Raw genomic sequence first — 19,690 nt, 5'->3', positions numbered from 1 at the left:
GTCCGATCCCGTGGACGGCTCGTGGGGCTCCCTCTCCTGGGGCACCGAATCCTCGTCCTGGGACACGGAAACCTCGTCCTGGGACAACGCGTCGTGGGACACGGACTCGTGGGACTCGGACGGCCCGTCCGGCTTCGACGAGCCCCCGCTGAAGGAGCCGCCGATCCTGCCGAGCGAGCTGCGTCCGTTCGACCCGGGCGAGTTCGTGGCGGGCGGCCCCACGAGCCACACCGCCAACGGCCACAACGGCGCGCACCTGAACGGAAGCAACGGCACCGCCCTTAACGGAACGAACGGCACCAACGGCACTGGTCTCAACGGGTTCGACCTCAACGGCTCGCCCAAAGGCGGTGACTTCGCCCCCGACGACGAATGGGAGGCGTTCCGCCGCGGCTCGCTCGACGACCAGGAACCGGCCGCTGACGGCAACTTCACAGCTCCCTTCCCCGCCGTCCCGCCGGACGACTCCCCGGCCGTACGCCCCGGAGACGAGGATCCGACCGGCGCCTTCCCCGCCGTACCGGCCGAAGACGAGCCGCTGTTCGGCCCCGCCCGGCCGATGGACCCGGCCGACCCGCCGGACTGGCCGGTGGACGAGCCGCGTGGACGGCACTCGCGGCGCTCACCCACCTCCGACGACGAGGACAACGGGTCGCCCTGGTGGTGAGCCCGCGGGCACTCCGCGGGTGAAGGAGCACGGCCCGCGGTACTACGCCGGGCGTATCGCGGGTGCCTCCGGCCAGACGATGCACGCCCCCGTACCGGTCGCCGAGCATCGACTCATCCGAACACCACAGGAAGGGTCGATGAACCATGTTGACGACGTTGGCGACACAGATGACGACGGCGATGCACCCGGGCGGCGGCCCCTGGAACGACGGCGGGGACGCCCCGGCCTTCTGGCCGGTGTTCCCGATCACGTTCGGGCTGTTCTGGCTGGCCGTGCTGGGGACGGCGTTCTACCTGATCCGCCGCCGGATGAACAGCACCGCCACGGCGGCCAAGGCGGCGGCCGACCCGCTGGCCAAGGCGCAGTCGGTGCTGGCCGAGCGGTTCGCCCGCGGCGAGATCGACGAGGACGAGTACCTCATGCGCAGCTCCACACTCCGCAACGGCAGCTGACCCGGCGGAATCGAACCCACCAACCAGAGGCCGGCACCGCGACGCCCGCGACGCCCAACGTCGCGACGACAGCGGTTACCGGCCTCACGACATCACCGACAACCCCCGCCGAGCCGACGCCCACCGACATGATGCCCGGCGAGGCGATGCTCAGCGAGGCGGCGACCGGTGAGGTGTCGCCCGGCGAGGGTGGCGTCCGGCGAGGTGGCGTCCGGCGAACCGACAACGCCCGCCGAGCCGACGCCCGCCGAAGTGATGCCCGCCGAGGCGACGCTCAGCGAGGTGATACCCGCCGTCGTGAGGCCGGGTGAGGCGACGCTCAGCGAGGCGGCGCCTGGCGAGGCGGCGGCCGGCGACGTGAGGCCCCGCGATGTGAGACCCGGTGAGGAGACGCCCGGCGACGTGAGGCCCAGTGAGGCGGCGCGAGTAGGCGGCGCGAGGTGACGCTGGCGAGGTGACGTTCAGCGGCGTGGCGTCCGGCGGCGTGGCGGTGGTTGTGGCGACGGCCATCACGAGCCCGGCCTTCACCGAGGTCGGCGGGGCGATCGTGTCCGGGGTCGTGATGGCGATCGGTGGGCTAGTCGGTGGCGCCGGCTTCCTTGAAGATCTCGTCGATGCCGTCCGAGTACCGGGGTACTCGGACGGCCGCGTCCGCGAAGCGGGTGAGGAGCCGGGCGAACTCGGTCCGCTCGTCCGCCGACCAGCCGGTCATGAGCTCGTCGAGGTAGGCGCGGCGGAACCGGTCGGCGACCTGCTTGACGCGGCGTCCGGCCTCGGTCAGACCGAGGTTGGCGCGGCGCGCGTCGACGGGCGAGGGGCGCCGCGACAGCAGCCCGGCGTCGATGGCGTGGCCCACCAGCCGGCTCGCCGTGGACGGGTCGATCTCCAGCCGCTCCGCGACGGCGCCGACGGTGACCTCGCGGCACGATCCGGCCGGGGCGTCCGGCTCCCCCGCGCGGTCGGCTCCGCCGCTCGCGCGGGCGGATTCCTCGACGGCGGCGGTGAGGGCGGCGACGGCGTTCACCACCATCAGGTTGGAGATCTGCAGCGGCTTCTCACCGGGTGTCTGCGCGCGGATCCGCTTCATGAGGTCGGGCTTGGCCCAGACGCGGCGCAGATGGAACAGCGCCGCTCCGATGTCCACGAGGACGGGGTCGGCGGCTTCGGGAGCGGAGGTGTCCGTCGGCATGGAAGGTCTCCGTTTCGTCCCGGTCATGGCGGAGGGCCGGACGCTGCGAACCCCACCCTAACGCATGTAGTGTGCACACGTTCAGGGACTGGTGGGACGGGCGTTGGTCCTGTGACACACGGCGTTAAAGATCCGCAGGTGAACAGGGATGTGATGCACTGAACCACCGGCCGCCGTTCCCCGGGAACCGCCGGAACTTGTCGGCGCGGACGCGTAACATGACACCCGCCCGAACCCGGACGACCCGGGATCAGTAACCACAGAGGGGACCTGATGCGAGCGGCCAACGCCCCCGGTGACCCCCGCGGTGACGTCCCCCCACAGGACGGAAGCATGGACGATGCCCCTGCCGCACAACCCGTGACCGATGACGAAGGCGCCGCGGACGACGCCGCCTTCCCCCCCGATCTGCTCTCCGAGCGCGACCGCCGCATCCTCGCCTTCGAGCGGCAGTGGTGGAAGTACGCCGGAGCCAAGGAGCAGGCCATCCGCGAGAAGTTCGACATGTCGGCGACGCGGTACTACCAGCTCCTGAACATCCTGATCGACCGACCCGAGGCGCTGGAGTGCGATCCCATGCTCGTCAAGCGCCTGCGCCGGATGCGGACGCAGCGGCAGCGCAGCCGAGCGGCCCGCCGGCTCGGCATCCGCCCCTGACCCGTCCCCGATGGCCCGTCTCCCCGGACCGGCACCGCACCTTCCCGAAGTCCTGACGTCCTGACGTCCCTGACGTCCCGGCATTCCTGGGGTTCGTGACGTCCTCGTCCTCGGACGGCGCGCCTGCGCAGCGCGTCCCTGGCGACACGCCGGGCGAAGAAGGTTCACTGGTCCCGTGAACTCTCCCCGCTCCTCCATGACGCCTACGACGGCCGCCGGGACAGGCGGCCTCGACGCGATCCGCAAGACCCCGGCCGGGGCCGTGCTCGGCTTCGACTTCGACGGCACGCTCGCGCCGATCGTCGCCGACCCGGCCTCGGCCCGGGCCCATCCGGGCGCGGCACCGGCGCTGGCGCGGCTCGCTCCACGGGTGGGCGCCCTGGTGATCGTCACCGGACGTCCCGCCGCCGTGGCCGTCGAGTACGGCGGGTTCGAGGGCATCGAGGGGCTCGTCGTCCTCGGCCAGTACGGGCTCGAACGCTGGGAGTCCGGCGTCCTGACCGAGCCGGAGCCGCCGCCCGGCGTCGCCGAGGCGCGCGCCAAGCTGCCCGGCGTCCTCGCGGCGGCGGGGGCCCCGCCCGAGACCTTCGTCGAGGACAAGGGGCAGGCGCTCGCCGTCCACACCCGCCGGTGCGCCGAGCCGGAGGTCGCGCTTGAACGGCTGCGGAGCATCCTCGCCGCGCTCGCCGAACGCACTGGGCTCGCGTTGGAGCCCGGCCGGCTCGTCCTCGAACTGCGCCCGCCCGGCATGGACAAGGGGATGGCGCTGCGCGCCTTCATCGCCGACCGTGGGGAGCGGCCGTCCGCCGTCCTGTTCGCCGGGGACGATCTCGGCGATCTCGCCGCGTTCGACGCCGTCGAGTCGCTGCGCGCGGAGGGCGTGCCCGGCGTGCTGGTCTGCAGCGGATCGACCGAGGTCACGGCCCTGGCCGAACGGGCGGACCTGGTGGTGGACGGACCGTCCGGCGTCGTCGAACTCCTGGAGACGCTCGCCGGCGAACTCTGACCGGCACATCGGTGCGCTCCGACCGGTGCGACCTCGGGGGCGCGTGTGGACTATTCATCCAATTGAGCCAAAATATGCTGGATAGCGGCTTATGTGGTTCACGGGGGACCGCGCGCGACCACGGGGAGGCTGACGGTGGACACGGAATCGGGAGTCCCGCGCCGTCCGGGCGACATCAGGCAACCGTCGCCGGGGGCGCCGATCCCGCCGGGTGCTCCGTCCCGTCCCATCGTTCATGGGCCGTCCGCCCCGCCGGTGCCATCGCCACCGTCGCCGCACGGGCAGGGGCCGCAGCCGCAGCCGGACGACATGTTCGTGGTCGGCCGTCCGCCGGAACCCGGACCGCCCGAGCATCGAGGGAACGAGGTGTGGGCGAGCGTCCCCGAGGCCCGGGACGCCTACATCGAGCAGGACGAGCCGCAGTCCATGACCGGAACCGGGCCTATGGGCGTCTGGGAGACGAGCGGCGTGCAGGTGCGGCTCGGATCGCGCGGGCGATCACGGCGCGGAACGACACCCCGGCGTGATGGACGGAGCGGGGTGCGGCGCACCGGACACGCCGCACGCAGTGGACACGCCGCACGCAGCGGACGTGGCGGGCGGCGCGGAGGGCTGGTCGCGGCGGGTGTTCTCGTCCTGGCCGGGCTGGTCACGATCGGGCTCGTCCTGACCCGCGGCTCCGGAGACGACGGCACGGCCACCGGACCGGCGGCCGGCGCGCGGGGACCGGACGTGCCGCTGCCCCGCGCCGGTAAGGCCATCGAGGTCGGGACGGCCGACGGCGCCAAATACAGGATCGCGGCGGTGAGCGGCGGTGTGGCCGACGGTGTCGCGACGACGTTCCAGTCACCGCCGTCCGGGACGTCGACCGCCTACGTCGAGTACCTCCTGACGAACCCGACGAACCAGAGGGTCCTGCTCGACTTCCCGGGTGACGTGTTCGTCAAGCGCACCCTCGTCGCGCCGGACGCGCGGGGACGCTGCATGCCGCAGGCCGGCGTGCCCGAGGACATGTGCACCCCGCCGACCAAGAGCCGGGTCGTGCGGCGGCTGTCCGGCGGCGAACCGGTTCCCGGCGAGGGCGGCGACACGTACATGCCGCCGGGGGCGACGTACCTGGTGCGCGCCACGGTGGACGTTCCCGTCCAGCGTGAGGCCTCCCTCAACGACATGGGCCTGTACGTGTGGAAGCAGCTCTACATGGCCGACCAGCTGGCGAAACAGGCCCCGTTCCCACGCTGACGCGAACCGCGAAACCGCCGCGACCATCGAGGCCGCGGCGGTTCCGGTCCAACGCGTTCTGTCGGATGCGTTCCGGGTGAGGCGGGCTCGCGGTGTTCCGCGCCCATCCAGCAGCCGGTGCATGGCCTACTCGGCTTCGGGGTCGTCGGCGAGGATGCCGTAGAGGCGGCGGCGGGCGTCGTTGACGACCTCCAGCGCACGCGCCTTCTGCGCCTCGCTGCCGACCGTCATGACCTGATGGAGCGCGCCCATCAGCTGACCGACGGCCTCGCGTCCGCGCATGACGTTCTCGCCGGCGGCCTCGGTGACCTCGTCCCAGGGGGTGGTGGTCTGCGCCGACGCCTCCTCGCGGCCCGCGTCCGTGAGGGAGAACAGCCGCTTGCCGCCGTCCTCCTGGCTGGTGACCAGGCCCTCGTCCTCCAGCATCTGGAGCGTCGGGTAGACCGAACCGGGGCTCGGACGCCAGACGCCGCCGGTGCGCTCGTCCAGCTCCTGGATCATCTCGTAGCCGTGCATGGCGCGCTCGGCGAGCAGGGCGAGCAGGGCCGCCCGGACGTTCCCGCGCCGGGTCCGCCGCCCGCGTCCACCGCGCCCGCGATGGCCGGGCCCGGGACCGAAGCCGGGCCCGCGGCCCGGGTTGCCGGGGCCCCATGCCCCGAACGGATCTCCGCGGCGCCCGCGCTCCTGGGGTCCCCGGAAGCCGCCGCGCCTTCTCGTCGTGTACTCGTGCATCGCAGTCTCCTTAGCTAGTGATCGGTTGCGATGCATTAACGATATATCGATAACAGGTCGCGATGCAACACTGAATGTCGAGGAGGGCAGCGCAAAGCGCGCGCACGGCACCAAGGCCGCCGCGAACCGGCAGGTCAGTGAGGGTGAACGTGGCCCGTTAAAGGCCCCGTCAGAGGGCCGTCGAGGGCGTCAGGGGCCGGTGACCTTCAGGCTGTCGAGGATGTCCTTCGTCGCCTCGCGGTCGTCGGTCTCCTTGACGCGGATCCACAGCCCGAACTTGCCCGACTTGTCGCGCAGGCCGATCTCGGTGACGGACGGCGTGCCGACCTTGCAGGCGGTGAAGCGCGTGATCGTCCCGCTGAGGGCCTTGTCCGGGGTGGTGTAGTTCTCCGGCTCGGCCTTGGTGCACTGCGGGTGGGCGGACACGCTCGGCGGCGGCAACTGGCCGGGCCGCATGTCCGTCGTCACGCCGATGAAGACCCCCGGCCCCTTGCCGTCGCCCAGGAACGCGGCCTTGTTCGGCGTCGCGCGGAGCACCGGGCGCGGCTGGGTGTCGTTGAGGCCGACGGTGGACGGCGACCACGTCGACTCCGCCGTCCCCTTCGGCCAGGCCTTCGGCACGGCGGCCTTGATCTTGCCCGCGTCGTGGGAGATCGCGACGAAGTCCTTCGGTATCTCGGACGTCGCCTTCTTCTTGTCCTTGTCGCCGCCGTCGTCGCCGGAGAAGAGCACACCGAGGATCAGGCCGCCGATCAGCGCGACCAGCAGGACGCCCACGGTGATGATCAGCGGCGTGACGAACTTCTTCGGTGCGCCACCGCCGCCGGGCTGCCCGGCGCCGCCGCCGCCCCGAAGCCTGCCCAGCAGGCCGGACTTGCCGCCGGTGCCGGCCCCGGGACCCGGGCCGAGGCCCTGGCCTTGGACCGGCCCAGGCCCTTGACCCGGAGGCGCCTGGAACCCGGTGGGAGGCAGCGGAGGCTGCTGGCCCGGCTGGCCTCCGAAGGGTTGCGGACCGCCCGGCCCCGGCGCGGGCCCCGGGCCCATCGGCTGCTGCATGCCCTGCGGCGCGGCGTTCTGCGGAGACTGCATCGGGAACACGGCCGTTTTGCCGTCACTGGTTCCACCGGCACCGCCACCGTGCCCGGACCCAGGCTGCTGCTGAACCGGCGCGGGATACGGGGGTTGTACCGGTCCCGCGCGGCCGTTGTCGGGAGCCGTCGCCGACTCTCCCTGCCCGAACGGGGTGCCTCGCCCGCTGGGGTCGTCCACGACCGTCTGCTCGCCGTCCTGCGGACCGGGCGGGAGGCGCATCTCGGACGTACGGGCGTCGTCCCCGGCGGGCTGGTCGAACCGCGTCTGCATGTCCCGCGGCCCGCCACCCGGCCCCTGCCCAGGTCCCGGCGGCTGCCCAGGCCCTTGCCCCTGCCCAGGTCCCTGCGCCTGACCCGGTGCCTGTGCCTGTGCCTGCGCTGACGCGGGCGGACGGACGCGCTGGCCATCGCGGTAAAAGTCCTGGACGGTCGCGTCCGCGTCGATGCGCGGCCCGGGCGGCACATACGACGGCGCAGGCACGCCGGCCGCGGCCCCGGCTCCCGCACCCGCCCCGGCTCCGGCTCCCGGCCCCGAGGCCGATGCCGGTGTGGACGTCGGACGCAGCGTGGACAGCGCTTCGGCGAACGCCTCGGCGGTCGGCCACCGCTTCTCCCGCTCGACCTCCAGGGCGCGCAGGACCACCTGGTCGAACGCGGCCGTCACGCCCTCGCGCAGCTCGCTCGGCGGCGTCTTGACCGGTGCCGGGCCCGGTGCCCGCCCGGTGAGCATGTGGTACGTCAGCGCGCCGAGCCCGTACACGTCGGCGCGGACGTCCAGGCCGCCGCCGAACCGGGCCTGCTCCGGCGACATGTATCCGGGCGTCCCGACCGGCAGCGTGAACGCCCCGGACGCGTGCGCGAGCGCCTTCGCCAGCCCGAGGTCGGCGATCAGCAGCTTCTCGCCGCCGTCCGGCGTCGACTGGAACAGCACGTTGGACGGCTTCAGATCGCGGTGGATCACGCCCAGTGTGTTGATCACCTCGACGCCGTACGCGATCTCCTCCGCGAGCAGGACCGCCTCGCTGACCGGAAGTGGCCGCTCACGCATGCGGTCGCCGAGCGTTCCGCGGTCCGCGTACGACATCACGAAGTAGGGCCGTCCGTCCGGCAGCTCCCCGATGTCGTGCACCCGGACCAGCCGCTCAGAGTCGGCGCGGCGCAGGATGCGGGCCTCCTCAAGGAAACGGTTGCGCACATCGAGATCGTCGATCAGGCTTCCGGACAGGACCTTTATGGCCACCTGGGAGTCCAGGGCGTCGTCGTGCCCCAGCCATACAGAGGCGAACGCCCCCGAACCCAGGACGCGTTCGATCCGGTAACGGCCTACTGATGGTGGGAAAGACACTCCCGTATCATCCCAACAACGGGGTGAGTGTGCGAACAAGCATTGAGGCGGCATGGCATTCGACGAGAGGACCGAGGAGCTGGCGGTCAAGGCCGCGGCGGGCGACCAGGGCGCCCTCAACGAGCTCCTCCGCAAGATCGAGCCTGACGTGCTGCGGCACAGCTCGCGCTTCCTGCCCTGCCGGCAGGACGCCGAAGAAGCGTGCCAGGACGCGTTGCTCCAGGTCGCACGGAACATCCGCCGGTTCGAGGGCCGGTCGAGGTTCAGCACGTGGCTGCACGTCGTCGTCGCCAACTCCGCCCGCTCCACCTACCGGTCGCTGAAGCGCCGCTCGGTGGAGCAGGCGGGCGAACTCCCGCAGCAGCGCCCGGACCCCCGCCGGACCAGCGTCATCGCCGGTTCCCGCGTCGACATCCTGGACGCCATGGAAGACCTCGAGGCCCGCAAGCCCGACCTCATCCAGGCCCTCGTCCTGCGCGACGTGTCCCAGCTGGAGTACGCGGAGATCGCCGAACAGCTCGGGCTGCCGCTCGGCACGGTCAAGTCCCGCATCCACGAGGCGCGCAAGCAGGTCAGGCAGACCCTGGGCGACTCCTACAGCTGACCGGAAACCGGACACCGAACGACGGAGGCCGAACGCCGGACGCCGGACGTGCACGCACGTCGCAGGCGGAACACGCCACCCGAGACCCGTCAAACGTCGGCAATCGGACGGCAACGGTGCGCCCATCATCAGGCCCCGGGCCGGGGGTCTGAGCCACCATGCCGTGCATGTCATCAGGCCCGGACCCTCGCCCCGACCGTCCGATCTTCGTCTTCGGGTGCCCGCGCTCGGGGACGACGCTGCTCCAGCTGATGCTGCACTCGCATCCCCGCGTCGCGATCCCGGTGGAGACGAAGTTCCTCCTCCCCGCCTATACGGCCAGGTGCGAATTCGGTGACCTGGAGGTCAGGGAGAACAGACGGGCGCTCGCGGACTGGATCACCGGTGACAGGACGACCAAGTTCCACGCGCTCGGCCTGGACGCCGCCGAGGTCGCCGACGAGATCGTCGCCGCGCCGCCCACGCTGGGCTCGGCGCTCGGTGTCGTGCTCCGCGCGTACGCGCGCCGGTTCGGCAAGCCGCGCTGGGGCGACAAGCGTCCGAGCTACTTCCGGCACGCCGACGCGCTGCTGCGGATGTTCCCGGACGCGCAGTTCGTCCACCTCATCCGCGACGGCCGGGACTGCGTCGCCTCGCTCCAGGAGATGCCCTGGTACGGCCAGGACTTTCACCACGCCGTCTGCGTCTGGCGGGAGGCCATCGACCACGGCCGCCGCCTGTCCGCGCGCCTCGGCTCCGACGCCTACTACGAGTTGCAGTACGAGCGTCTGGTCGCCGACCCGGCCGACGAGCTGGCCAGGCTCTGCGGGTTCCTCGGCGAGGAGTTCGACCCGGCGATGACGCATCCCGGCGGCGTAGCGAAGGAGACCGTCTCGCCGCGCAAGAAGTGGCACGGACGGACCAAGGACGCCGTCACCACCAGCCGCGTCGGAGCCTGGGCGCAGCGCCTCGACTCCTGGCAGATCAGCCTGGCGGAGGCCGCGTTCGGCGAGCGGCTCGCCGAGTACGGCTACGAGCCGAGCGGCCTGCCCAAGCCGTCCACGTCCCAGCTCACCCGCTTCGCCAAGGTCAGCGCGCACCGCCGCATGGCCCAGCGCAAGGCCGCGCTGCGCGAACGCTGGAAGCAGCACCACGAACCGAACCCGGTCGAATGCCTCCTGACCCCGGCCCCCGCGCACACCTCCTGATGTCCGTCAGTCGAGGGCGGCGAGCTGGTCGGCGAACCAGCGCTGCGGCGGGAGGGCGGTCGCGGCCGCGGCGAGACGGCCGCACCGCTCGGACCGTTCGTCCCGCGGCATCAGCAAGGCGTGGTGCAGGGTCTCGGCGGTCTGGGAAACGTCGAACGGGTTGACCGTCAGCGCGTCCTCGCCCAGCTCCGCCGCGGCGCCCGCCTCCCTGGACAGGACGAGCGCGCACCCGCGTTCCGACAGCACCGGTCCCTCCTTCGCGACCAGGTTCATCCCGTCCCTGATCGGGTTGACGAGCAGCACGTCGGCGAGGCGGTAGGCGGCGAGCGAACGCGGATAGTCGTCGTTCACCTGCAGAATCAGCGGGTTCCAGTCCGCCGTGCCGAACTCCTCGACGATCTGCTCGGCCGTCCGCTCGACGGCCGCCGTGTACTCCCGGTACTCGGGCAGGTCGTAGCGGGACGGGTAGGCGAACGCCAGATGCACCACGCGTCCGCGCCACTCGGGATGGTTGACGAGCAGCTCGCGGTAGGCGGCGAGCCCGCGCACGATGTTCTTGGAGAGCTCCGTCCGGTCGACGCGCACGATGAGTTGGCGGTCGCCCACCTGCTCGCTCAGCGCGCGCGCCCGCTGCGCGACGTCCTGTTCGGCGGCGCGTTGGCGCAACGCCGCCCCGTCGACGCCGAGCCCATGCACGCCCACACGCGTGACGTGCCCCGAACAGGTGACGGTCCGGGCCGCACGGTCGACGCGCGCGCCCGGCAGCATCTCGCAGCAGTCGAGAAACGCCGACGCCCACCGTTCGGTGAGAAACCCGGCATGGTCGGCCCCGAGTATCCCCAGAAGAACCTGCGAGCCGATGTCGTCCGGGAGCAGCCGGAAATACTCGGGCGGCGCCCACGGCGTGTGGGAGAAGTGCACGATTTTCAGGTCCGGGCGCCGGTCGCGGAGCATCCGCGGTGCCAGCGACAGGTGGTAGTCCTGGATCGCGACCTTCGCCCCAGGCGCGGCGTCACGCGCCAGAGCGTCCGCGAACGCCGCGTTGTACGCCTCGTAGGACTGCCAGTCGCGGCGGGTGCGGGCGTCGAAATGCGGGCTGCGCGGTGTGTCGTACAGCAGATGGTGGACGAACCACAGCGTCGAATTGGCCACGGAGTTGTAGGCGCGTTGGAACGTCCCTTCGGGGATCTCCAGCATCCGCACGGCCGCGCCGCCCGTCTCGTATCCCGCGAGATCGAGACGCCCGTCCGGTGACCGCCGGGCCGCGACCCGGTCGGCGTCCCCGAGACCCGCACAGACCCACAACACGGAGGCGTCCGTCCCCGTGACGGCGGCGAGCCCGGACACGAGCCCGCCGCCCCCACGCCGCATTGTGAGCTCCCCGTCCTCTGACAGCGAGAACGACACCGGGCCACGGTTGGACGCCACCAGCACTTGGGTCATACCGGCAGGGTCTCAGTTGACGGAGAGCCCCTTCAAAGCGACCCGCACATCACCCGCGCCCGCCCCCATACGGCGGTTAGCGCGCAAAGCGCCGGGTACCCGCCCCGAAATGAGTAGGGCCGAGACGACGAAGACCGTACTCGTCGCCGGTGCGGCGAACCTCATCCTCGCGATCACCAAGCTCATCGCCGGGCTCCTGGCCGGGTCCAGCGCGATGCTCGCGGAAGGCGCGCACTCCGTGGCGGACACCCTCAACCAGAGCTTCCTCCTCGCCTCCCTGCGGCGCAGCGAGCGTCCACCCGACCGGCGCCACCCGTTCGGCTACGGCAACGAGCGGTACGTCTGGTCGCTGCTCGCCGCGTTCGGGATCTTCATCGCCGGTGCCGGGTTCTCCGTCTTCGAGGGCATCCTGACCATGACGGGCAACGGCGGCACCGGGACGAGCGTGTGGCTGGCCTACGCCGTCCTCGCGCTCGCCTTCGTCCTGGAAGGGACGTCCTGGTTCCGCGCCTACCACCAGGCGCGCAAGGAGACCCGGGACAACGGCCGCGACCTCGTCGACCACGTCCGCCGCTCGCCCGACGTCACGTTCAAGACCGCGCTGTTCGAGGACACGGCCGCGATGATCGGCCTCGCGCTCGCCGCCGCCGGGCTGACGCTCCGCGAGATCACCGGCTCCGACCTCTGGGACGGTCTCGCGTCCGTCCTGATCGGCGTGCTCCTCGCCGGGCTGGCGTTCTCGATCGGACGCGAGAGCGTGGGCCTGCTCATCGGCCGCGCCGCCGACCCCGCCGAGCAGCGCCGCATCCGCGACGAGATCACCGGCGCCCCCGGCGTGACCGGCGTGGGCGAGCTGCTGACCATGCACTTCGGCCCGGAGCAAATCCTCGTCGCCGCCAAGGTCCACTTCTCCGACGACATCAGCGCCGACGAGGCCGAGGACGTCGCCGGCGCCATCGACCGGCGGCTCAGGGAGCGGATTCCGGCCGTCCGCCACGTGTTCCTGGACCCGACCCAGCACCCCGACGCGCGCGTGATCAAGAAGGCGGCCGGGTAACGTCTCACCCGACGGACCCGCCTGTCTTGCATCCGGTCAGATCAGGTAAAGTCACGCATACGAGCACTAAGCGCTCGCGGTTCACAACTGAATATCGCTCATCCAGAGGGGTGGAGGGATCGGCCCGACGAAGCCCCGGCAACCACCCGGCTCAGGCGCGCTCGCGATCCTGCGAGGCCGGCCGGGAGATGGTGCCAACTCCGGCCTGCGACCAAGGTGGCGCAGGAAAGATGGGAAGAAAGGCCTCGCACTCATGGCCATCACGCCTGCCACGGACCTCGGACCGGCCACCGGCCTCATCTGCCGCGAATGCGGTGCGTCCCGCGACCTCGGGCCTCACTACGCCTGCGAAGAGTGTTTCGGCCCCCTGGAGATCGCCTACGACTTCGGGGCCGTGACCCGCGCGAGCATCGAGTCCGGCCCGCGCAACATCTGGCGCTACCGGGGCCTGCTGCCCGTCCCGTCCGCGATCACGGACACGCCCAACACCGAGCCCGGCTTCACCCGCCTGGTCCGCGCCGACAACCTCGCCGAGAGCCTCGGCCTGCAGAGCCTGTGGGTGAAGGACGACAGCGGCAACCCGACCCACTCGTTCAAGGACCGCGTCGTCGCCGTGGCGCTCGCCGCCGCCCGCGAGCTCGGCTTCAAGGTGCTGGCCTGCCCGTCCACCGGCAACCTCGCCAACGCCGTCGCCGCGGCCGCGGCCCGCGCCGGGATCCGCAGCGCCGTGTTCGTCCCCTCGAACCTCGAAGCGCAGAAGATCATCACAACGGCCGTTTACGGCGGGACGTTCGTCACGGTCGACGGCAACTACGACGACGTCAACCGCCTCGCCTCCGAGATCGCCGGGGAGCAGGACGACTGGGCGTTCGTCAACGTCAACGTCCGGCCCTACTACGCGGAGGGCTCCAAGACCCTCGGCTACGAGATCGCCGAGCAGCTCGGCTGGCGGCTGCCGGACCAGATCGTCGTCCCGGTCGCGTCCGGCTCCCAGCTCACCAAGATCGACAAGGCGTTCCAGGAACTGATCAAGCTGAACCTCGTCGAGGACAAGCCGTACCGGGTCTTCGGCGCCCAGGCCACCGGCTGCGCCCCGGTCGCCGACGCCTTCAAGGCGGGCCACGACGTGATCCGCCCGGTGAAGCCCGACACGATCGCGAAGTCCCTCGCCATCGGCAACCCCGCCGACGGCCCGTACGTCCTGGACGTCACCCGCCGCACCAACGGCGCCGTCGAGGACGTCACCGACGACGAAGTGGTCGAGGGCATCCGCCTCCTCGCCCGCACCGAGGGCATCTTCGGCGAGACCGCGGGCGGCGTCACCGTCGCGACCCTCCGCAAGCTCATCGCCTCCGGCGCCCTCGACCCGTCCGCCGAAACCGTGATCATCAACTCCGGGGACGGCCTGAAGACCCTGGACGCCGTCGCACCCGTCGTCGCACCGTCCGCGAACATCGCCCCGTCCCTGGAAGCGTTCCGCGCCGCGGGCCTCGCCTGAAAAGGAGCACCATGAGCAGCGTGTCCGTCCGTATCCCGACGATCCTGCGGACCTACACCGGCGGCGAGTCGGAGGTGAAGGCCGAGGGCGCCACCCTGCGCGCGGTCGTCGCCGACCTGGAGGCCAGCTACACCGGCATCTCCGCCCGCATCCTGGACGACGCCGGCAAGATCCGCCGCTTCGTCAACGTCTACGTCGGCGACGAGGACGTCCGCTTCGCCGACGGCCTGGACACTCCGACCCCCGACGGCGCCCAGGTCTCGATAATCCCCGCCGTAGCCGGCGGCTGACCCCCGGAACCCGGCCCCGGCACACGCGCCCCGGGGCCGGGAGAGCCGACTACACCTAGATGGGCTTGTACCGCAGGCACGAGGACTACACCGCCGTTCGCGAGTGGGAGGCACGGCCGAAGATGGCCGGTCGTTCCATGCCTGTCGCTTTGGTTCAACGGCGGGGTGCCGGCGGCCAACGGGCCGCCCGCGCCGGGCACTCGATGGCCATGCTCCAGAGCACATATGCTCACTGCATCGACGGCGACGAGGAGATCAGCCCGGGGTCCGCGTTCCGCGACTGTTCCGCGGTTACCGGCGGACGACCGCGCACTGTGGATCACAGCCGCACGCCCCTGACGTCCCCGAGCGGGCTCCGGCGCAGGTAGGACCGGCTTGGAGCATCCCGGTGAGGGTTCCGGGGGCGAGGATGCGCGTTGCTTGCACTCGGCAGGGTAGAGTGCTAAAAAACGGTTGGCACTCTGCTGTGGGGAGTGACAACTTCACAGTCTGGGTCGGGGCGATGAGGCCTCAGTTCGGCGGCGGAATGGCAGTCGTCGGCGGGGGCCGTCCGTCGCGGGCGTCGGCTCGATCCGTCTAAGCCACCTTGTTCCGGGAGGACTGGAGCCTATGGCTGCAAAGATGATCGCGTTCGACGAGGAGGCCCGCCGCGGTCTTGAGCGCGGCATGAACCAGCTCGCCGACGCCGTCAAGGTGACCCTTGGTCCCAAGGGCCGCAACGTCGTGCTGGAGAAGAAGTGGGGCGCCCCCACGATCACGAACGACGGTGTGTCGATCGCCAAGGAGATCGAGCTCGAGGACCCGTGGGAGAAGATCGGCGCGGAGCTCGTCAAGGAGGTCGCCAAGAAGACCGATGACGTCGCGGGTGACGGCACGACCACCGCCACCGTCCTGGCCCAGGCGCTGGTGCGCGAGGGGCTGCGGAACGTGGCGGCCGGTGCGAACCCGATGTCGCTGAAGCGCGGCATCGAGTCCGCGGTCGAGCGGGTGAGCGAGGAGCTGTCCAAGCTCGCCAAGGACGTGGAGACCAAGGAGCAGATCGCCTCCACGGCCTCCATCTCCGCCGGCGACCCGCAGATCGGCGAGATGATCGCCGAGGCGATGGACAAGGTCGGCAAGGAAGGCGTCATCACGGTCGAGGAGAGCCAGACCTTCGGTCTGGAGCTCGAGCTCACCGAGGGGATGCGCTTCGACAAGGGCTACATCTCGCACTACTTCGTGACCGACCCCGAGCGGATGGAGGCGGTCCTCGAAGACCCGTACATCCTGATCGTTCAGGGCAAGGTGTCGGCGAACAAGGACCTGCTGCCCGTCCTCGAGGGCGTCATGCAGTCCGGCAAGCCGCTGCTGATCATCGCGGAGGACGTCGAGGGCGAGGCCCTGGCCACGCTGGTCGTCAACAAGATCCGCGGGATCTTCAAGTCCGTGGCCGTGAAGGCCCCGGGCTTCGGCGACCGCCGCAAGGCCATGCTGGGCGACATCGCCACGCTGACCGGCGGCCAGGTCATCAGCGAGGACGTCGGCCTCAAGCTGGAGAACACCACGGTCGACATGCTCGGCCGGGCACGCAAGATCGTCATCGCCAAGGACGAGACCACCATCGTGGACGGCGCCGGTGACGCCAACGAGATCGCCGGCCGGGTCAACCAGATCCGCACCGAGATCGACAACACCGACTCCGACTACGACCGCGAGAAGCTCCAGGAGCGCCTGGCCAAGCTCGCGGGCGGTGTCGCGGTGATCAAGGCCGGTGCCGCGACCGAGGTGGAGCTCAAGGAGCGCAAGCACCGCATCGAGGACGCCGTCCGCAACGCGAAGGCCGCGGTCGAGGAGGGCATCGTCCCCGGTGGTGGCGTGGCGCTGCTGCAGGCCGGCACCAAGGCGTTCGACAAGCTGGAGCTCACGGGCGACGAGGCCACCGGCGCGAACATCGTCAAGCGCGCTCTGGAGGAGCCGCTGAAGCAGATCGCCGTCAACGCCGGCCTTGAGGGCGGCGTCGTGGTGGAGCGGGTCCGCAACCTGACCCCGGGTGAGGGCCTCAACGCCGCGACCGGCGAGTACACCAACATGTTCGACGCGGGAATTCTCGACCCCGCCAAGGTGACCCGGTCCGCGCTGCAGAACGCGTCGTCGATCGCCGCGCTGTTCCTGACCACCGAGGCGGTCATCGCCGAGAAGCCGGAGAAGAACCCGGCCCCCGCGGGCGGCATGCCCGACGGTGGCGGCATGGACTTCTGATCCTGCTCGATCGGGTTCTGGCGTCCGACACGGCACGCATCCGAAGGGACGGTCCCGCACGGGCCGTCCCTTCGGCATTCGCGCTTTCCGCCGCGCCATGCGAACCTGCCCGGACGCTCGCACGTCAGAAAGGATGATCAGGACATTCGGCCGGGGCCGGGGGCGGCGCAGGCCCGGACCGGACGTCCACGCCGCAGGACAGCGTTAAGGGGACATGTGAGCGATCTCTTCAGTTCTCCCGTGCTCAGGATCGAGCAGCCGCGCCGCGTCCCCTCCGCGAAGTCCCAGTACAAGGTGTTCGACGCGGGCGGCGTCCTGGTGGCCAAGGCGGAAGAGCGCGCCGTGTCGCTCCGGCGCCAGGCGTGGCGGGCGGTGATGCTCGACGGCGATGACCGGCGGACCGTCCAGGTCGAGGACGCCCGGGGCACACCGGTACTGGTGATCGAACGCCCGAAGCGCACCCGCGCGTCCTGGATCAGCACACCGGACGGCGCCCTGCACGGCTCGATCCGGCAGGACGGCTACCAATGGCGTTACCAGCTGCTCAACGCGGCGGAACATTCCGTCGGACGCCTGGAGGGCAACAAGACCGCCCGGAAGTTCAAAGTGCTCGACACCGCCGGAACCCACGTCGCGCAGGTGGACAAGAAATGGAAAGGCGCGGCGACAGAACTGCTCACCACCGCGGACCGGTACGCGGTGACGTTCTTCCACACCCCGCCCGACCCGCTGCGCATTCTCGTCATAGCGGCACCGATCGCCCTCGACCTGATCCTCTACGAAGGCAAGGACATCCCGAACTTCCTGGACGGCCTTACCCCATGACCCTCGACCACCGGGGGCAAGCCGCACCAGGCCCGCGCAGGCGGGCGACGGGTTTCAGGGGGTGCAAAGCACGACCCTTATCGGACGTCCCCATGGACGGTGCTTTCCGGCGGACACAAGTCGCTTTCCCCGACGGCACACTCGACGGCTCCTGCGCAGGTCAGCCGGGCGGCCAGCGTTCGCCGCGGCTGGCCGGACACGGAAAATACTTCCACTGAGGGGCCGGGCTTGGCAGGATCGCCGCTTGGACGGCGAGGCGCACCCGCGGATGCCGGTGCGCCGGAACGGTGAATAGAAGGTCGCCTCCTGCGCGGCCGATGAGGCGGGAGAACGCGTGAACGAACTGTTCAGCTCCTCGGTGCTCAAGGTCGAACAGCCTCGGAGGGGCCCGTTCGCCAAATCGCGGTACAAGGTCCTCGACGGCGACGGCATCGTCCTCGCCGTCGCGGCCTCCACCGACGACCAGGGACGCGCCGACATGAGGGGCGTGTTCGCCGGGAAATCGAACCTCGATGCCCGGGCCGTCGTGCTGACGACACCCGACGGAGACCCCGTCCTGATCGTCGACAAGCAGCGGGGACGGGAATACACCGAGATCCTCAACCCGGACGGCGACGCCTTCGGCTCGTTCGTCACCGAACGGGTGGGGCGCCGCTATGTCGTCTACGACGGCGAAGGAACCCTGATCGGTGCCGTCTCGGTGGACGTGCCCCGGAACAATTTCGAGGTGACCGACACCGACGGCGCGAAGGTCGCGCACGTCCGGAAGAGATGGGCCGGCCTCGCCACCCACCTGCTGACGACGGCCGACAAGTACGCCGTGGAAATCTTCGACCCCGTTCCCGAACCGCTGCGGACCATGGCCGTCATGACGGCGATCGTCATGGACATGAACCTGCACGAGGCCAAAGAGATCACCTGAAGCCCGGTCGCCGATCTCGCACCTGGGCTCCCGGTTAGGGCTTCACGGGTCCCGCTGGCGCAAGGTACGTTCCATTCGTGCAGGCCACGCCCGGGCGTCCGAACAGCTGGTGGATCTCGCCGGCGATTCCGACGATCGCGAACTGCGTGCTGGGCCTGCTCTGGGCCTTCTCCGCCCTCGGCGGCTGGGGCGCCACCGCATTCTGCGGCGAGGACGGGCAGCGCGACCCGGGTTGCAGCGCGGGATTCGACGATGCGGTCCGCGCCTCGGCACCGGTGGCCGTTCTCGCCCTCGTCGTGGCGGTGACGAGCTGGGCGATGCCGGGTGTGCGGCAGAGGCCCGACCGGCTGGACGCCCTTCTGACCGTGGCGGCATTCCTCTGGGTCCTGGCCGAAGCGGTCCTCTTCATCGGCGGATACCTGGCCAAGCCGTAAACAGTGCTGTGTGATGCTGTGTGGTCCCGTGCGGTGCCGTCGTTGCCAAAAAGAAACATTGGCGGGTCGGCGGGCGTTCGATCGGGTGACAGGACGGGGCAAGATCGGACAAAACCCAAGGTAGGGCGACCGCGAGAGCCGAGCCGCGACAGCGCACCGGCCGATTCGGCGCCACCGGAACGCCCGAGCCGGTTTGACGTTCGCACCTCAGGGGCATACTGTTCACTTCGCCCCACGGGGTAGCGGACGCCGGTAGGCGGCCGGCCCGAGGGGAACCCACCACCGAATCAGCCGACGCGGCTCTGTCGCGTCCGGACTGTCGTGGTGGGACGGAAAGGCTCGGTTTTGACAATCGAGCCGAATCTGGTGAAATAGGACCACCGCCCCGGAAGAAGCCACGCAAGTGGCGACGACCGAGGCATCGGAAAAGGCCGGAATTGACAATTCGGCCGGATCCGGTAAAGTAAAGCGAGTCGCCCCGGAGCGGGAAACGCGAAAGCGAATCCAGCGCGGTGGGTGTCCGTTTCTTGAGAACTCAACAGCGTGTTAAAAGCCAGTGCCTTTATAACGGCCCGGCCTGTATGGGTTGGGTCGTCCCCGTGGCCGTCCTTTGGGGCGGTCAGGGATTTCTTTGAGGCAATGCAGCCCCTTTTTGGGGTTGTGATGCTGGGATTGTTTCCAAGGTTTGGCCGGTGTGGAGGTTCGCCCCTTCGTGCTGGTCGTGTGGCCTTAATGGAGAGTTTGATCCTGGCTCAGGACGAACGCTGGCGGCGTGCTTAACACATGCAAGTCGAGCGGAAAGGCCCCT

At 70.5% G+C, this 19,690-nt stretch carries 19 protein-coding genes, 1 rRNA gene and 1 riboswitch; of the genes, 16 read left to right on the top strand and 4 right to left on the bottom strand.

Annotated features, from left to right (window positions below; translation table 11 throughout):
* The 3 genes from E1264_RS43620 to E1264_RS24160 all read left to right on the top strand — a co-directional run.
* Window positions 1-667, top strand: a 667-nt coding sequence (locus tag E1264_RS43620) for a hypothetical protein (protein WP_207936122.1), incomplete at its 5' end; no start/stop codon positions are given.
* A 158-nt stretch (window positions 668-825) separates the two neighbouring features.
* Window positions 826-1,122, top strand: coding sequence for a hypothetical protein (locus E1264_RS24165; RefSeq protein ID WP_207936121.1), 297 nt, complete (start codon window positions 826-828; stop codon window positions 1,120-1,122).
* A gap of 189 nt (window positions 1,123-1,311) precedes the next feature.
* On the top strand, window positions 1,312-1,566 hold the full coding sequence (locus tag E1264_RS24160) for a hypothetical protein (protein ID WP_132177274.1): 255 nt from the start codon (window positions 1,312-1,314) through the stop codon (window positions 1,564-1,566).
* Window positions 1,567-1,699: 133 nt separating this feature from the next.
* Here E1264_RS24160 and E1264_RS24155 read toward each other — a convergent pair whose 3' ends face one another.
* The gene (locus E1264_RS24155) at window positions 1,700-2,311 is read right to left on the bottom strand and encodes a MarR family transcriptional regulator (protein WP_132177272.1); all 612 of its coding nucleotides are present in this window, start codon (window positions 2,309-2,311) and stop codon (window positions 1,700-1,702) included.
* A gap of 333 nt (window positions 2,312-2,644) precedes the next feature.
* Between E1264_RS24155 and E1264_RS24150 the strand changes: the two genes are divergently transcribed.
* The 3 genes from E1264_RS24150 (at window position 2,645) to E1264_RS24140 (ending at window position 5,216) form a co-directional block, all read left to right on the top strand.
* Entirely contained in the window at window positions 2,645-2,968 is a 324-nt protein-coding gene (locus E1264_RS24150; RefSeq protein WP_207936120.1) for a DUF3263 domain-containing protein, read from the top strand.
* A gap of 196 nt (window positions 2,969-3,164) precedes the next feature.
* Window positions 3,165-3,974, top strand: a complete 810-nt coding sequence (gene otsB, locus E1264_RS24145) for a trehalose-phosphatase (RefSeq protein ID WP_132177268.1) — start codon at window positions 3,165-3,167, stop codon at window positions 3,972-3,974.
* 255 nt (window positions 3,975-4,229) lie between these two features.
* On the top strand, window positions 4,230-5,216 hold the full coding sequence (locus tag E1264_RS24140; RefSeq protein ID WP_132177266.1) for a hypothetical protein: 987 nt from the start codon (window positions 4,230-4,232) through the stop codon (window positions 5,214-5,216).
* Between the two features lie 126 nt (window positions 5,217-5,342).
* Here the strand turns inward: E1264_RS24140 and E1264_RS24135 are convergent, their stop codons facing one another.
* Together E1264_RS24135 and E1264_RS46010 are read right to left on the bottom strand one after the other, a co-directional pair.
* Entirely contained in the window at window positions 5,343-5,948 is a 606-nt protein-coding gene (locus E1264_RS24135; RefSeq protein ID WP_132177264.1) for a PadR family transcriptional regulator, read from the bottom strand.
* A gap of 189 nt (window positions 5,949-6,137) precedes the next feature.
* Window positions 6,138-8,384: a serine/threonine-protein kinase gene (locus tag E1264_RS46010; protein ID WP_279491295.1), complete on the bottom strand. Its 2,247-nt coding sequence runs from the start codon at window positions 8,382-8,384 to the stop codon at window positions 6,138-6,140.
* Window positions 8,385-8,436: 52 nt separating this feature from the next.
* Here E1264_RS46010 and E1264_RS24125 point away from each other — a divergent pair, with 52 nt between their 5' ends.
* Together E1264_RS24125 and E1264_RS24120 are read left to right on the top strand one after the other, a co-directional pair.
* Entirely contained in the window at window positions 8,437-8,988 is a 552-nt protein-coding gene (locus tag E1264_RS24125) for an RNA polymerase sigma factor (protein WP_132177260.1), read from the top strand.
* Between the two features lie 167 nt (window positions 8,989-9,155).
* On the top strand, window positions 9,156-10,175 hold the full coding sequence (locus tag E1264_RS24120) for a sulfotransferase (RefSeq protein ID WP_243711135.1): 1,020 nt from the start codon (window positions 9,156-9,158) through the stop codon (window positions 10,173-10,175).
* A 6-nt stretch (window positions 10,176-10,181) separates the two neighbouring features.
* Here the strand turns inward: E1264_RS24120 and E1264_RS24115 are convergent, their stop codons facing one another.
* Complete coding sequence (locus E1264_RS24115; RefSeq protein ID WP_132177256.1) at window positions 10,182-11,618, bottom strand: trehalose-6-phosphate synthase; 1,437 nt, start codon at window positions 11,616-11,618, stop codon at window positions 10,182-10,184.
* Between the two features lie 109 nt (window positions 11,619-11,727).
* Here E1264_RS24115 and E1264_RS24110 point away from each other — a divergent pair, with 109 nt between their 5' ends.
* From E1264_RS24110 to E1264_RS24075, 8 genes are all read left to right on the top strand, one after another.
* Window positions 11,728-12,675 carry a cation diffusion facilitator family transporter gene (locus E1264_RS24110; RefSeq protein ID WP_132177254.1) on the top strand — a complete coding sequence of 316 codons (948 nt, stop codon included), beginning with the start codon at window positions 11,728-11,730 and terminating at the stop codon, window positions 12,673-12,675.
* A gap of 95 nt (window positions 12,676-12,770) precedes the next feature.
* Window positions 12,771-12,912: riboswitch (SAM riboswitch) on the top strand.
* Window positions 12,913-12,928: 16 nt separating this feature from the next.
* Window positions 12,929-14,173: a threonine synthase gene (thrC, locus tag E1264_RS24105; protein ID WP_132177252.1), complete on the top strand. Its 1,245-nt coding sequence runs from the start codon at window positions 12,929-12,931 to the stop codon at window positions 14,171-14,173.
* An 11-nt stretch (window positions 14,174-14,184) separates the two neighbouring features.
* Window positions 14,185-14,463 (top strand): MoaD/ThiS family protein, encoded by a 279-nt coding sequence (locus tag E1264_RS24100; RefSeq protein WP_132177250.1) that lies wholly within the window; start codon window positions 14,185-14,187, stop codon window positions 14,461-14,463.
* 609 nt (window positions 14,464-15,072) lie between these two features.
* Window positions 15,073-16,701, top strand: a complete 1,629-nt coding sequence (gene groL, locus E1264_RS24095) for a chaperonin GroEL (RefSeq protein ID WP_132177248.1) — start codon at window positions 15,073-15,075, stop codon at window positions 16,699-16,701.
* 216 nt (window positions 16,702-16,917) lie between these two features.
* Window positions 16,918-17,526, top strand: a complete 609-nt coding sequence (locus E1264_RS24090) for a phospholipid scramblase-related protein (RefSeq protein ID WP_165964342.1) — start codon at window positions 16,918-16,920, stop codon at window positions 17,524-17,526.
* Between the two features lie 334 nt (window positions 17,527-17,860).
* Window positions 17,861-18,448 (top strand): phospholipid scramblase-related protein, encoded by a 588-nt coding sequence (locus E1264_RS24085; RefSeq protein ID WP_132177244.1) that lies wholly within the window; start codon window positions 17,861-17,863, stop codon window positions 18,446-18,448.
* Between the two features lie 77 nt (window positions 18,449-18,525).
* On the top strand, window positions 18,526-18,882 hold the full coding sequence (locus E1264_RS24080) for a hypothetical protein (protein ID WP_132177242.1): 357 nt from the start codon (window positions 18,526-18,528) through the stop codon (window positions 18,880-18,882).
* 729 nt (window positions 18,883-19,611) lie between these two features.
* Window positions 19,612-19,690, top strand: a 16S ribosomal RNA gene (locus E1264_RS24075); the annotation flags it as partial.

This window comes from Actinomadura sp. KC216 (assembly GCF_004348535.1).
Classification (GTDB): Bacteria; Actinomycetota; Actinomycetes; order Streptosporangiales; family Streptosporangiaceae; genus Spirillospora.
This window is presented reverse-complemented; position numbering and strand designations above follow the sequence as displayed.